16 protein-coding genes are annotated in these 13,351 nt (G+C 73.1%); 6 read left to right on the top strand and 10 right to left on the bottom strand.

Annotation, left to right across the window (positions count from 1 at the left end):
* The first annotated feature begins 130 nt into the window (after positions 1-130).
* Complete coding sequence (locus tag JL106_RS16820) at positions 131-712, top strand: YqgE/AlgH family protein (protein ID WP_205261904.1); 582 nt, start codon at positions 131-133, stop codon at positions 710-712.
* Between the two features lie 60 nt (positions 713-772).
* On the opposite strand, the gene JL106_RS16815 is transcribed toward JL106_RS16820, so the two are convergent.
* Entirely contained in the window at positions 773-1,246 is a 474-nt protein-coding gene (locus JL106_RS16815) for a hypothetical protein (RefSeq protein ID WP_205261903.1), read from the bottom strand.
* Between the two features lie 297 nt (positions 1,247-1,543).
* Between JL106_RS16815 and leuS the strand changes: the two genes are divergently transcribed.
* Positions 1,544-4,429 (top strand): leucine--tRNA ligase, encoded by a 2,886-nt coding sequence (gene leuS / locus JL106_RS16810; protein WP_205261946.1) that lies wholly within the window; start codon positions 1,544-1,546, stop codon positions 4,427-4,429.
* A gap of 2 nt (positions 4,430-4,431) precedes the next feature.
* Here the strand turns inward: leuS and JL106_RS16805 are convergent, their stop codons facing one another.
* From JL106_RS16805 to JL106_RS16780, 6 genes are read right to left on the bottom strand one after another with little or no spacing between them, the layout of a single operon-like run.
* Positions 4,432-4,905, bottom strand: a complete 474-nt coding sequence (locus JL106_RS16805) for a hypothetical protein (RefSeq protein WP_205261902.1) — start codon at positions 4,903-4,905, stop codon at positions 4,432-4,434.
* Entirely contained in the window at positions 4,905-5,216 is a 312-nt protein-coding gene (locus JL106_RS16800; protein ID WP_205261901.1) for a hypothetical protein, read from the bottom strand. Before JL106_RS16800 ends, JL106_RS16805 begins: the two co-directional genes overlap by 1 nt.
* Before the next feature lie 41 nt (positions 5,217-5,257).
* Positions 5,258-5,734, bottom strand: a complete 477-nt coding sequence (locus tag JL106_RS16795) for a hypothetical protein (protein WP_205261900.1) — start codon at positions 5,732-5,734, stop codon at positions 5,258-5,260.
* Entirely contained in the window at positions 5,731-6,153 is a 423-nt protein-coding gene (locus tag JL106_RS16790; protein ID WP_205261899.1) for a hypothetical protein, read from the bottom strand. Before JL106_RS16790 ends, JL106_RS16795 begins: the two co-directional genes overlap by 4 nt.
* Before the next feature lie 5 nt (positions 6,154-6,158).
* Complete coding sequence (locus JL106_RS16785; protein ID WP_205261898.1) at positions 6,159-6,650, bottom strand: hypothetical protein; 492 nt, start codon at positions 6,648-6,650, stop codon at positions 6,159-6,161.
* Entirely contained in the window at positions 6,647-6,925 is a 279-nt protein-coding gene (locus JL106_RS16780; RefSeq protein ID WP_205261897.1) for a hypothetical protein, read from the bottom strand. Before JL106_RS16780 ends, JL106_RS16785 begins: the two co-directional genes overlap by 4 nt.
* A 31-nt stretch (positions 6,926-6,956) precedes the next feature.
* On the opposite strand from JL106_RS16780, the gene JL106_RS16775 reads away from it, so the two are divergent.
* From JL106_RS16775 to JL106_RS16765, 3 genes are all read left to right on the top strand, one after another.
* Positions 6,957-7,205 carry a hypothetical protein gene (locus tag JL106_RS16775; protein WP_205261896.1) on the top strand — a complete coding sequence of 83 codons (249 nt, stop codon included), beginning with the start codon at positions 6,957-6,959 and terminating at the stop codon, positions 7,203-7,205.
* 63 nt (positions 7,206-7,268) lie between these two features.
* Positions 7,269-7,691 (top strand): hypothetical protein, encoded by a 423-nt coding sequence (locus JL106_RS16770; RefSeq protein ID WP_205261895.1) that lies wholly within the window; start codon positions 7,269-7,271, stop codon positions 7,689-7,691.
* Positions 7,692-7,921: 230 nt separating this feature from the next.
* Positions 7,922-8,353 carry an SRPBCC family protein gene (locus tag JL106_RS16765; protein ID WP_205261894.1) on the top strand — a complete coding sequence of 144 codons (432 nt, stop codon included), beginning with the start codon at positions 7,922-7,924 and terminating at the stop codon, positions 8,351-8,353.
* A gap of 47 nt (positions 8,354-8,400) precedes the next feature.
* On the opposite strand, the gene JL106_RS16760 is transcribed toward JL106_RS16765, so the two are convergent.
* Positions 8,401-9,303, bottom strand: a complete 903-nt coding sequence (locus tag JL106_RS16760; RefSeq protein ID WP_205261893.1) for a septum formation family protein — start codon at positions 9,301-9,303, stop codon at positions 8,401-8,403.
* A 132-nt stretch (positions 9,304-9,435) separates the two neighbouring features.
* On the opposite strand from JL106_RS16760, the gene JL106_RS22210 reads away from it, so the two are divergent.
* On the top strand, positions 9,436-9,795 hold the full coding sequence (locus JL106_RS22210; RefSeq protein ID WP_205261892.1) for a TraR/DksA family transcriptional regulator: 360 nt from the start codon (positions 9,436-9,438) through the stop codon (positions 9,793-9,795).
* 63 nt (positions 9,796-9,858) lie between these two features.
* Here the strand turns inward: JL106_RS22210 and JL106_RS16750 are convergent, their stop codons facing one another.
* Together JL106_RS16750 and JL106_RS16745 are read right to left on the bottom strand one after the other, a co-directional pair.
* The gene (locus JL106_RS16750) at positions 9,859-12,393 is read right to left on the bottom strand and encodes an FtsX-like permease family protein (RefSeq protein WP_205261891.1); all 2,535 of its coding nucleotides are present in this window, start codon (positions 12,391-12,393) and stop codon (positions 9,859-9,861) included.
* Complete coding sequence (locus JL106_RS16745) at positions 12,390-13,211, bottom strand: ABC transporter ATP-binding protein (protein ID WP_205261890.1); 822 nt, start codon at positions 13,209-13,211, stop codon at positions 12,390-12,392. Before JL106_RS16745 ends, JL106_RS16750 begins: the two co-directional genes overlap by 4 nt.
* Positions 13,212-13,351 lie beyond the last annotated feature (140 nt).

Below are 13,351 nucleotides of genomic sequence, written 5' to 3'. Positions count from 1 at the left end.
CACGGTGATCGACCGTCCGGCCCGGCCGCCCGGTCGGGCGGACCCGCCCCTCCGGGCGGGCACCCCGCGGATCGCGACTCGGGCCGGGTCACCGCATCGCCGGCCCGGTGTCGGGGCGACAATGGCCGGGATGAGCGCGCACCCGGAGCCCACGGTGCTGAAGACCGGCTCGCTCCTGGTCTCGGTGCCGGAGCTGCTCGACCCCAACTTCCGCCGCACGGTGATCTACCTGGTCGCGCACGGTGAGGACGGCACGGTCGGTGTCGTGCTGAACCGGATGAGCGAGACGGCCGTGCAGAACGTGCTGCCGGCCTGGGCCGGCCTGACCGCCCGGCCGCAGGCCATGTACGTGGGCGGACCGGTGCAGCCGTCGTCGGCCATGTGCCTGGGCGTCTGCCGGCCGGGGGTGGACCCGCGGGAGGTGCCGGGCACGGTCCCGGTGACCGGCTCGGTGGTGCTGGTCAGCCTGGACACCGATCCGGAGGAGATGCGCGGCTACCTGTCCGGCATCCGGCTGTTCGCCGGCCGGGCGGGATGGACGGCCGACCAGCTCCGCTCCGAGGTGGACGACGGCGCGTGGCGGGTGGTGCCGGGCCGGGACGGGGACGTGCTGGCCGGCGCGAAGACCGACCTGTGGTTCGAGGTGCTGCGCCGGCAGCCCTGGCCCGACCGGCTGGCCGCGTACCACCCGGGTGATCTCGAGCGGAACTGATCACACCGACGGCGGGCGTCGGTGTCCGTCGGTCAGTGCTGGTACGTCAGTGCTGGTGCGTCAGTGCTGGTGATGGGACCCCGACTTGAGCGCGGCGACCGCGCAGCCGCTCTGCTCGGCGGTGCCGCAGGCGCAGCCGTCGCACCCGCCGCCGGTGGGCTTGCGGGCCGGCCGCGGCAGTGCCTGGGCCGCCCGCTCGCCGAGCGAACCGCCCACCACCAGCAGCGCGGCGGTGCCGACCAGGCCCACCACGGCCAGCACCACGGTGGCCAGGGTGTTGATCGGGGCGAACAGCATGATCAGGGCGAAGACCGCGGCGACGCCCGCGGCCCCGCTGACCACCGGGGCGGCCACCCGGTTGGCCAGGGCGAAGTGCCGGTCGGTCTGCACGGCGGCGGGCGAGTGCACGCCCAGCTTGCCGGTGCGGTGAAGCCGACCCACGAAGCTGGCCCAGGCCGTCAGGCCGGACGCCGCCGCGAGGACCAGGAACAGGGCGGCGCAGATCAGCGTGAGGGCCAGGGGAGCGGTGGGCACGACGGCGATCGTAGTCGTGCTGCCGCAGCGGTCCGGGCGCGTGTGACGGTGCGCAGGGCGGGGCCGGGCGGGGAGAGCGGTGGTCACGGGGCGGGACGGTCGGCGGGGCCCCGGCGGGTAGACTGACCTGCGTGGTCACGGTTCCGCTGCTCGTGCAGCCGCGCTGATCGGCGGGTCGATCCCCGACCGTCGGAGCGCGGCGATCCCTCCTGAGATCAGGAGGGATTTTTTGTGCCCGCAGCGGGCAGTGCGCTCGAGGCAGGGCCGCCGGTGACCACCGGAGTCGAGGAGATCGCCATGACCGCCACCAGCACCACCACCGCCGCCGGCCACGGTGATGCGCCGGGGGACGCCCCCCGGTTCCGCTACACCGCGGCCCTGGCCGGGTCGATCGAGGCCAAGTGGCAGGACTTCTGGGAGCTGCACGGCACCTTCGAGGCGCCCAACCCGGTCGGTGCGCTGGCTCCGGCGGACGGTGCGGTGCCGGCCGACAAGCTGTACCTGCTCGACATGTTCCCGTACCCGTCGGGCAAGGGACTGCACGTCGGGCACCCGTTGGGCTACATCGGGACCGACGTGCTGGGCCGGTTCGCCCGGATGACCGGTCGTAACGTGCTGCACACCATCGGCTACGACGCCTTCGGGCTGCCGGCCGAGCAGTATGCGGTGCGCACCGGCACCCATCCGCGGGTGACCACCGAGGAGAACATCGCCCGCTACCGCGCGCAGCTGCGCCGGTTGGGCTTCGGGCACGACCAGCGGCGCAGCGTGGCCACCACCGATCCGAAGTTCTTCCGCTGGACGCAGTGGATCTTCCTGCAGCTGTTCGACGCCTGGTACGACGAGGACGCCCACCGCGCCCGTCCCATCGCGGAGCTGGTCGCGGAGTTCCAGGCCGGCACCCGACCCACCCCGGACGGACGGGCGTGGACGGACCTGTCGGCCGCCGAGCGGGACGCGGTGCTCACCGGTCACCGGCTCGCCTACGTCGACGAGGCGCCGGTGAACTGGTGCCCGGGCCTGGGCACCGTGCTGTCCAACGAGGAGATCACCGCCGACGGCAAGTCGGAGATCGGCAACTTCCCGGTGTTCCGGCGGAACCTGCGGCAGTGGATGATGCGGATCACCGCGTACGCCGACCGGCTGCTGGACGACCTGGACCGGCTCGACTGGCCCGACTCGGTGAAGTCGATGCAGCGCAACTGGATCGGCCGGTCGACCGGGGCGCAGGTGCGCTTCCCGATCGCCGACGCCGACCCGGACGCTGCCCTGGAGGTCTACACCACCCGCCCGGACACGCTGTTCGGCGCGACCTACATGGTGGTGGCGCCGGAACACCCGCTGGTGCCGGCGATCACCGCCGCGGCCTGGCCGGACGGCACGGACCCGCGCTGGACCGGCGGGGCGGCCACCCCGGCCGAGGCCGTCGCCGCCTACCGGCTGGCCGCGTCGCAGAAGTCCGAGCTGGATCGGCAGGAGAACAAGGAGAAGACCGGCGTCTTCACCGGCGCCTCCGGCGTCAACCCGGTGAACGGTGCCCGGGTGCCGATCTTCGTGGCCGACTACGTGCTGATGGGCTACGGCACGGGCGCCATCATGGCCGTTCCCGCGCACGACGTGCGCGACCACGAGTTCGCGACGGTCTTCGGCCTGCCCATCGTGGCCACCGTGCAGGCACCGTCGGACCACCCGGCCGACGAGGCGTACACCGGCGCCGGTGCCGCGATCAACAGCGCCAACGACGAGGTGTCGCTGGACGGCCTGGAGGTCGTCGAGGCCAAGGCGCGGATCACTCAGTGGTTGCAGGACAAGGGCTTCGGCTTCGCCCGCAAGCAGTACAAGCTGCGGGACTGGCTGTTCAGCCGGCAGCGCTACTGGGGCGAGCCGTTCCCGATCGTCTACGACCGGGCCGGGATCGCGCACGCACTGCCCGACGCACTGCTGCCGCTGCAGCTGCCGGAGGTCACCGACTACGCGCCGCAGCAACTGGATCCGCTGGACGCCGAGTCCGAGCCGGTCCCGCCGCTGGCCCGCGCCACCGACTGGGCCACGGTGGAGCTGGATCTCGGCGACGGGCTGCAGACCTACCGTCGTGAGCTGAACGTGATGCCGCAATGGGCCGGGTCGTGCTGGTACGAGCTGCGCTACCTGGACCCGACCAACGACCAGACCTTCTGCGCCCCGGCGGTCGAGCAGTACTGGATGGGCAAGCGGGACGGGATCGCCGGAGACCCGGGCGGTGTCGACCTGTACGTCGGTGGGGTGGAGCACGCCGTGCTGCACCTGCTGTACTCGCGGTTCTGGCACAAGGTGCTGTTCGACCTGGGGCACGTGACCAGCGAGGAGCCGTTCCGCCGGCTGTTCAACCAGGGCTACATCCAGGCGTACGCGTACACCGACGAGCGTGGGGTGTACGTGCCGGCGTCCGAGGTCGTCGAGACCTCGCCCGGCGTCTTCGGTTTCGAGGGCAAGCCGGTCGGCCGGGAGTACGGCAAGATGGGCAAGTCGCTGAACAACGTGGTGACGCCGGACGAGATGTGCGAGCAGTTCGGCGCGGACACGTTCCGGATGTACGAGATGAACATGGGACCCTTGGACACGTCCCGGCCCTGGTCGACGCGCGACGCGGTCGGCTCGCAGCGGTACCTGCAGCGGCTCTGGCGGTCGGTCGTCTCCGAGGAGACCGGCGAGCTGACCGTGGTGGACGACGGACCGGACGCGGAGACGGCGAAGCTGTTGCACCGCACCATCGACGGGGTGCGCGCCGACTACGAGGGCATGCTCTACAACACCGCGATCGCCAAGCTGAACGTCATGGTGAACCACCTGACCAAGGCGAACGTGCCGGTGTCGCGGGAGGTGGCCGAGGCGCTGGTGCTGATGACGGCGCCGCTGGCCCCGCACATCGCCGAGGAGCTGTGGCAGCGGCTGGGGCACGACGCCTCGCTGGCCCACGGACCGTTCCCGCAGGCCGATCCGGCCCTGCTGGTCGAGGATCTCGTCGAGCTGCCCATCCAGGTCAAGGGCAAGGTGCGGTCCCGCATCCAGGTCGCGGCCGACGCCGCCGCGGCGGACATCGAGGCGGCCGCGCTGGCCGACGAGAAGATCGTCGAGCTGCTGGCCGGGGCCGCGCCGCGCAAGGTCGTGGTGGTGCCGGGGAAGATGGTGTCGATCGTCCCCTGAGGTCAGGGGCGGTACACGAGGCTCGCTGCCGCGCCGGCCCGGTCGTCCGTGACAGGACGCCGGCGCTGCGCGTGCACGGTCGGGCTCAGGAGGCAGCTGAGCAAGGTTCCCACCGGGAGCCAGCCGACCCTGTCGTCGGAGCGCAGCTCGACGACGCCGAGGATGATCAGGCCGATCACCACGACAAGGCCGAGGATCCAGATGACCCGCCAGGCACGGGCGCCGCGTCGAGTGATCGGGAGGTCCTGGAACCGGTACCCCCTCAACTCCGGTCGCCGGGCGAGCGTGGCCAATGAGGTTGCGCCGACGACCAGCACCATCGCGCTGATGATCATCATCGGCAGTGCCGGAGACCAGGAACGGTCGCGCGCCAGCAGTACCCAGACCAGGCCGATGAGTGCTGCCGCGCCGATGCCGGCGACGATCCCGGCCCAGCGCCGGAACGTGGTCAACAACCACCACGGCGCGGGCGTCATCACGGCCCCTCGTCGCGCTGCCGCCGTTCCGGCCGCACAGCGCGCTGCAATGCCGCGTGCCGGGTCGGTGCCGGTGCGCCCGGGCGCTGCAGCTCCGGGCGGCGCCGGTACAGGCGGACGGTGGCCATCGCGGCCAGCAGGAACGCCGCCGCCAGGGCCAGGAAGGCGATGGCGATCCACGAGCGGTCGCCCATCAGCACGATCGCGGCGAAGGTGACGACGCCCAGCGCCGGCAGGATGAGCGATCGCCGGGCGTCCGCCGCGGTGGCGCCGGTCGTCCACCACGGCCGGCGCGACATCGGTCGGTCCACGGTGACCACCTCGGATCCAGGAGCAACGGCAACGGTGCTCCTCATGACACCACGTCCCCGTGAGGGCTGGGCGCCGGTGCGGGACGGGCCGGCTCGACGACCGGCCGACGCCGCTGCGGGTGGACCGCCCAGCCGACCAGGATCCCGAACAGGGTCGCCACCGACAGCCAGGGGATGCCGGCGTTCCCCGGGTCCACCGCGGCCAGGACGAACATTCCGAGCATCACGACGAGCGCCACGATCCGGATGAGCCAGGTGCGGGCGCCGCGGCGGCTGATCGGCAGGTCCGTGAACCGGAAGCGGCGGAGTTCCGGTCGACGGATGAGGGTGATCAGTGAGGCCGCTCCGGCGACGACCACCAGCACTCCGAGGACAGCCATCGGACCCCACCTGGTCCAGGGTCGTTCCCCGCCGAAGATGTTCGACGGCGCGAACACCACGCCGGCCGCGCCACCCGCCACGGCCAACCCGGCCCAGCGTCGGACGGTGGTGAGCAGCCACCACGGGGCCGGGGTCATCGGCGGCCGCCCGCGTCGACCAGTCGGAACGCGGTCACGACGGCCGGCGCCGACAGCGCGACGCCCACGATCAGGACCACGGCGCCGACCTTGACGACCCCGATCGCGAGAAGAACGACACCGGCGACGAAGACGGCACCTGCCAGGGCCAGCCAGAGCGCCACGCTGCGCCGGGTGGGTGTCGGCGGTGGCCCGGTCCGCTGCAGCTCCGGATGTCGGTGGAAGAACATCACGGTGGCCAGGGCGTGCAGCAACATGAGCGCGACGAGGATGAGGAAGCCGATCGTCCAGGCCGAGGGACCGCGACTGCTGAGCTGGATGATCGCACTGATCAGCAGGAAGCTCGGAGCGAGCGCGGTCCGCCATGCGTCCTTGGTCGTCTCGGCGGCGACCCATCGCGGCCGGCGAGCCAGTTCCATGCTGGTCATCGGGTCGGCCCGGGGCACTCGTGACCGGACACCGGTGCCCTGGTCGCCTCGAGGGCGCCGTCCACGATCGGCCGGCGGAGCTGCGCGCCGGCGTTCAGCACCGTCAGCAGCACGACTGCCGCCGGCACGGACACCCAGGACGGGTCACCCTCGCCCCGCAGGGTGACGGCGAACACCACGACCGACGCAGCGACCAGCGCCCACCCGGCGATCCTGATCACCACCCAGGCGTCGGATCCCCGCCGGCTGATCGGTATGGACACGAGGGGCGTGCGCCGCACCTCCGGCCGGCGTCGGAGGCTGACGAGCGTCGCGACCGACAGACCGATCACTGCGACGCCCATGACCGTGCAGACGACGAGCTCGAACGACCAATCAGGGTCGAGGACCATCAGCGCCGGAATGGCGAGCCACAGGACGCCGGCCCCGGTGCTCGCGCAGGCCTGTGCGCGCGACGTGGTCAGCAACCACCACGGTGCGGGCGTCATCGGCCGGCCTCCTCCGAGCGGCGGCGAGCGCGCCGACCGGCCCGCCCGGTGACCATCCGGGTGCTGGACGGTGACCCGAGTCGCTCCAGTTCGGGGTGCCGTCGGTACAGCACGACCGTGGCCACCGCGGAGACCAGGAATGCGCTCAGCAGCACCAGGAACGTCACCGCGACGACAGATCGATCACCACCGACCACGATGACGGTGAAGGCGGCGACGCCGACCGCCGGCGCGATGATCGATGTCCTGGCGTCGGGCAAGGAATCAGCCGCCACCCACCATGGGCGGTGTGTTCTCCGTCCGTCCATGATCACCACCCTGCCGTCCCGGCTGATCAGCGGCAACGACGGTGAAGGAATGCGGTGCGCGGACGATTCGCGACCCGAAGTGCGACGATCCTCGCCTGCCCCGTCCGGACGAATCAGCTTCCGGAGTCCAGCGCCTCGTGCGCCGATCCTCGAACAGAACGACGAGAATCACGGTCCGGTGCAGACCGTCGGCCGATCGGGGGAATTCGCGATGCGGCCCATGGAATGCGCCGAGAACGTGACCTGATCGCGATGGACACGCCGGTGATCTCCGGTTGCCGGTGATCAGGTGATGCGGCACCGTTCCGGAATGGTCACGCATTCCCATCGGATGTCCGGTCCGCTGTTCAACCGGACGAGCCCGGTCCGTGCCCGCCCTCGCGCGGTCTCCTGGTCGATCGAGTCCGCGCTGCTGGTGGTGGCCGTCCTGGTGACCTGGTGGGCGTTCCTCCCGGTGCAGCCCACCGAGACGCGGGTGCTGGGGACCGCGGCCGTCCTGCTCGGGCTGCTGGTCGTCGGGTGGTGGTGGATGCCGCCCTACCTGGCCCTCGGCCTCATCGCCGCCACCATCACCATCGCGGTGTCGATCCACGAGGCGGCGACGTTCACGGTCGGCCTGCACTGGAGCTTCGGTTCGGCGCTCATCGCCCTGGGCGCCGTGATCGGGGGATGCGTCGTCATCGCGGTCCTGGAGGGGCTGGACGAGCTCTGGGCCCGGATGCACCGGTCGTGACGGTCAACTCCGGACCCGGCAACAGCCTGATCCCGGGGCATCAGCTCGGACCCCGCAATGGTGTGTCTGACCTCGCACGTCAGGGGTCAGACCCGACATCCCCGGGGTCAGACCCGCCCCTCCGGGTGAGCCGACCAGGTCGCTCCGGCCACCGCTGGCCGACCGATCGTCTCCGGCGCACCATGGGCTCCGGCACCGTCCCGATGCTCCCCAGACCGCCGGAGGTCACCATGACCGGTCACGTCGCCACCGCCGAGATCGACATCCAGGCGCCGCCGAGTGCGGTCTGGGCGGCGCTCACCGAGCCGGAGGCGGTGAAGCAGGCCATGTTCGGGGCCGAGGTGGACACCGACTGGACGCCCGGCAGCCCGATCACCTGGACGGGGGAGTTCCAGGGCCGGCCGTTCCAGGACAAGGGGCAGATCCTGGCCGTCGAGCCGCACCGCCGGTTGTCGATGACGCACTGGAGCCCGATGTCGGGGACCGCCGACGAACCGTCGAACCACCACACGCTGGTCTACCAACTGGCCGAACGGGGCGGCGGCACCCACCTCACCCTCGAGCAGGACAACAACGCCTCCGCCGAGGAGGCCGAACACTCGGCGCAGCAGTGGTCGACCATGCTCGAGGTGATCAAGCGGGTGGCCGAGGAACGGGCCTGACGGTGGACCCGACTCGGATCCGCCACCGGGTCCGCGGCCGGCCGTGGTCAGCTCAGCGGCAGCGGTGCCGTTCCGCGGTGACGGAGCGTGGTGGTCAGGAACCGGTCCGGATCGGTGACGGTCACCGAGCAGTCGGTGGAGCGCACCAGCTCGCCGACCTCGATGCTGACGACGGAACGGTCATCGGAGCCGGCCGCGATGGTCAACGCTCCTCCCGCAGTCGGATCCGGCATCGAGGTCGCTGCGGCGACCAGGTCGCGGCACGCCCGGTCGAGGGCGGCAGCGCCGGGCTCGGCGGGGACCGTGGCCGTCCGGAAGATCTCGACGCGGTGGGGACGTGTGCAGCTCACCGGAGCGCCGCCGGACCGGTCGAGGCACGCCGCGAACCGCACCGTGTCCGGGGTGAGCCGACGGATCACGTCGCGCACGGAACCGGACAGCGCGGATGGGTACCCCTCCGAGGTGATGTCGAAGACGACGCAGGCGGCCCACGTCTGTCCGGTCGCCGCCTGCCGGTCGTCCGGTCCGATCAGCTCGGTCCCGAACACGGCCCACTCCGCCCAGTCGGAGGGCGCCGCGTCAGCACGGTCGAAGCCGAGGTACGCCGATGCCTCGACGTGACACTCCTCGACCCCTGGCATCGGCGGTCCGTCGGGAGACGGGATGGGTGCCGGGTAGTCGTCGGTGACGGCGACCACCTCGCCGTCGCGGGGCCCGGTGCACGGTTCGACCGGCAGTTCCGGCAACGCACGGGAGCGCAACCCCTGGGCACTGGCAGCGACATCGCCCATCACGCAGTCACCGACGCGGGGCGGTGCGGCGATCACCTCGGCGACCGCTCGTCCCTCCACCACCGCGTCCTCGCGCGGCTCCAGCACCGTGACGGCGACCAGGACGAGGCCGATCACCGCGACGAGCGCCACGAGCACCGAAGGCCGAGGTCGATCCACGGCCGGAGCCTCTGCGCGACGACTCGACCACGCCCGCCGCCGCCCGGGATCGTCCTGCATGCTCGAGGTGGCCGAGCGGACAGGCCTGTCGCCGACCGATCGAGCCACCGCGCCACGAACGGGAGCACCACGGTGCAGGCACCGGATCCAGGGACCGACCCGCGAGACACGCTGCTGCGCCTGCGGGACCAGCTGACCGTCGAGCTGCAGGACACGCAGCGAGCCCTGCAGGAGATCCGGCGACTGCGCCTCGATCGGTCCGACGACGACGAGCACGATCCCGAAGGCTCGCCGCTGTCGGCCGAATGGTCCCGGCTGGACGGTCGGCACCGGGCTGCGCAGCACCGGGTGCGTGACGTCGAGGCCGCGCTGACCCGGCTGGACGCCGGCCGGTACGGGGTCTGCGAACGCTGTGGCAGCGCCATCGCGTCAGGCCGGCTCGAGGCGTTGCCGACGGCCACCCACTGCGTGCGGTGCGCCGGGAAGCGGTGAGCTGAACCGGTCAGCCGGGTCAGCGCCGCCGTCGCGTCGCTGACCCGGGTCGGTCCAGGTCGCTCAGCCCAGGTCGGCCAGCGCGGTCACCGGAGCGGTCCGGGTGGCCCGGCGCGCGGGCAGCACCGCGGCCAGGATCCCGGCCAGCACGGCCAGACCGAGCACCCCGGCCAGCTGACCCCACGGCATCGACAGCACCAGCTCCCCGCCGGTCTCCCCGAGGCTGGCCGCCACCCCGGCCCAGCCGAAGCCGACGCCGGCCAGCACGCCCACCACGGTCCCGGCCACGGCCAGCAACACCGCCTCGATGAGCAGCATCAGGGCCAGCTGCCCGCGCCGCAGGCCCAGCGCCCGCAGCAGCGCCGACTCGCGGGTGCGCTCCAGCACCGACAGGCTCAGCGTGTTGCCGATCCCGACCAGCGCGATGATCACCGCCACCGCCAGCAGACCGGTGGCCAGCAGCAGCATCTGTCCGAGCGCCTCGTGCAGCGCCGCCCGCTCCGGCGCCCCTCCGCCCAGCAGCAGTCCGGCCCCGGCCTCGCCGACCGACAGCTCCTGGAGGGCCGCGGTCGCCCGGTCCAGATCGTCCAGCTCCGGGATCGACGCCCACACCGCCATCGCCGCGTCGGCGCCGGCGGCGCCGGTCAGCGCGGTGACCGCGGCCGCGGTGGTCACGAACGTGATGGACGTGGCGCCGAGCGCGTCGACGGGAGCGGCGGCCACCGTGAACGAGCGGGATCCGTCCGGGGTCTGCAGCGTCACCGTCTGTCCGGCACTGAGCTGGCCGTACAAGGGATCGACGAGCCAGTCCGGGACCAGCAGGGTGCCGTCGTCGGTGGCCAGCGGGGACGGCACCGCGGCCGGGTCGGCGCCCAGAACGGTGACCTCGCCCTGGTCCGGGAGTTCGGCCAGGGCGCCGACGGTGCCCGGCAGGGCGACGACGTCCGTGACACCCGGGACGGCCGCCACCCGCGCGGCCAGGTCGGCCGGCAGGTCGGGGTCGGCGGGATCCAGCGCGGTGAGCGTCGCGTCGACCGGGTAGCGGTCGGCCAGCGACCGGTCCATCGAGGCGCGGGCGGTCTCCGCGCCGACCTGCAACGTGACGATCAGCCCGACGCCGAGCATGAGGCCGACGGCGGCGGCCGCGGCCCGGCGCGGGTGCCGGGTGCTGTTGGCCACGGCGAGCGAGCCCGGGGTGCCGACGAGCCGGCCGACGCCGCCGAGCAGCCGCAGCAGCGGCGGCAGGAACCACGGGGTGAACAGCAGCAGCCCGATCGCGGCGGCCATCCCCCCGGGCAGGGCGACGAGCAGCGACGGGGTGGCCACCCCCAGTCCGAGGAGCGCGGCGCCGCCCAGGGTCAGCAGCCCGGCCAGCACCGACCGGATCCGGCGCGGCCGCTGGTCGGCCCCGTCCGGGACGGTGCGCAGCGCGGCCAGCGGGGCGATCCGGGCCGCGCGGCCGGCCGGCACCGCGGCCGCCACGATGGTCAGCATCACGCCGCCGCCGAACGCCGCGGCCAGCGCCACCGGATCCGCCGCCAGTCCGCCGGCGTCCAGGTCGAACAGCCGGGCGGCCAGCGCGCCGAGTCCGATGCCGACCGCGACGCCGGCCAGCGAGCCGATCACCCCGAGCACCGCGGCCTCGGCGAGCACCTGCCGGCGCACCTGCGTGGTGGTGGCCCCGACGCAGCGCAGCAGCGCCACCGCCCGGGCCCGCTGGGTGACCAGGATGGTGAAGGTGTTGGCGATGACGATCGCCGCCGCCACCGCCGCCACCGCGGCGAAACCGAGCAGCACGGTGGTGATGGCGTCTGCGTCGCTGCTCATCGACGCGACGGCGGCATCGCCCTCCTCGGCGCTGGTCCGGACCATCGCGTCCGGGCCCAGCTCCTGCTGCAGGGTGGCGATGAGCGACCCGACGTCGGTGCCGGGGACGGCGGCCACCACGATCCGCGACCCGGTCCTGTCGGGCTCGAGCGCGTCGGACAGCGCTGGGCCACCCCACGCCTGCAGCGAGGCGCCGGCCAGCGCGGAGGCCGAGCTGTCGGCGATGCCGACCACGGTGGCATCGGCCGTCCGGTCCTCGATCACCTCGGTCCCGTCGTCGTGGCCCGGAACGGTCAGCGCGACGACGTCGCCGACGGTCAGCGAGGTCCGGTCCGCGGTGACCCGGTCGACCAGCACCTCGCCGGGTCCGACCGGGGCGCGTCCGTCCTGCAGGTCCAGCCAGCTCAGCCGGTCGTCCTCGATGAACCCGTTGACCCGCAGGAAGCCCTGCGCGGCCGGGGCGCGGAACTCGGCGTACACCCGGTCCAGCAGTGCGGCCGCCGCGACGCCGGGGGTGGCGGTCACCGTGGCCAGCCGCTCCGCGTCGTCGGCGGCGCCGGTGTCGTCGGACACCACGACATCGCCGCGGGCGTACTCGGCGCCGACCGAGGCGCGGAGTCCGGCGGAGAAGGTGCCGGTGAACACCACGATGGTGGCGACGAAGCCGACGCCGAGCAGCACGGCCAGCGTCACCGCGACGAACCGTGACGGGGTGGCCCGCAGCTGCGCCAGCGCCCGGCCGGTGGCCGTCCCGGTGGACCGGCCGCTCACCGGGTCACCGGAGCGCGCAGTTGCAGCGCGTCGAGCACCGCGTCCGGAGTCGGGTCGTCGAGCGTGCCCGACACCCGACCGTCGGTCAGCAGCACCACCCGGTCGGCGAACGACGCGGCCACCGGATCGTGGGTGACCATGACGACGGTGCGCCCGCTCTCCCGGACGGCGCTCCGCAGGAAGGCGAGCAGGGTCTGCCCGGTCCGGGTGTCCAGTGCGCCGGTCGGCTCGTCGGCGACGATGAGCGCGGGCCGGCCGATGAGCGCGCGGGCCACCGCGACCCGCTGCTGCTGCCCGCCGGACAGTTCAGCCGGTCGGTGACCGAGCCGGTCCCCCAGGCCCAGCTCGGCGACGATGGCGTCGAACTCGGCGTCGTCCCGCCGGCGTCCGGCCAGGTCCAGCGGCAGCAGGATGTTCTGCTCCGCGGTCAGCGTGGGCAGCAGGTTGAACGACTGGAACACGAAGCCGATCCGGTCCCGGCGCACCTCGGTGAGCTGACGGTCCGACAGCCCGGTCAGGTCGGTGTCCCCGAGCAGCACCCGCCCGGCGTCGGGGGTGTCCAGCCCGGCCAGGCAGTGCAGCAGCGTCGACTTGCCCGACCCGGACGGGCCCATGACGGCGGTGAAGGTGCCGCGCGGGAAGTCCACCGACACCCCGTCCAGCGCCCGGACGGCGGTGCTGCCGGTGCCGTAGGTCCGGGTCAGGCCGACCGCGCGGCAGGCCATGGCGTCCGCACGGGTCTCGTCCGGCGGCGCGCTCACGGGGGACGGCTGGGGCGCGACGGAGGACGGCGGACGGGTGCCCGGACGGGTCGACATGGACGGCTCCTCGGGATCGGTGATCAGGACCGGCGTCGACGCTATGGACCGGACGCGATCGGGACATCGGATGCCGGTCGGGTCTTCGCCGGCCGGACGGTCCCGCTGCGGGTGGACCGGAGGTCCGCGGCGTGCGACCG

Source organism: Nakamurella leprariae, assembly GCF_016918035.1.
Taxonomy (GTDB): domain Bacteria; phylum Actinomycetota; class Actinomycetes; order Mycobacteriales; family Nakamurellaceae; genus Nakamurella; species Nakamurella leprariae.
Note: the sequence above shows the minus strand (reverse complement) of the source record. Positions and strands in the feature narration are given on the sequence as shown.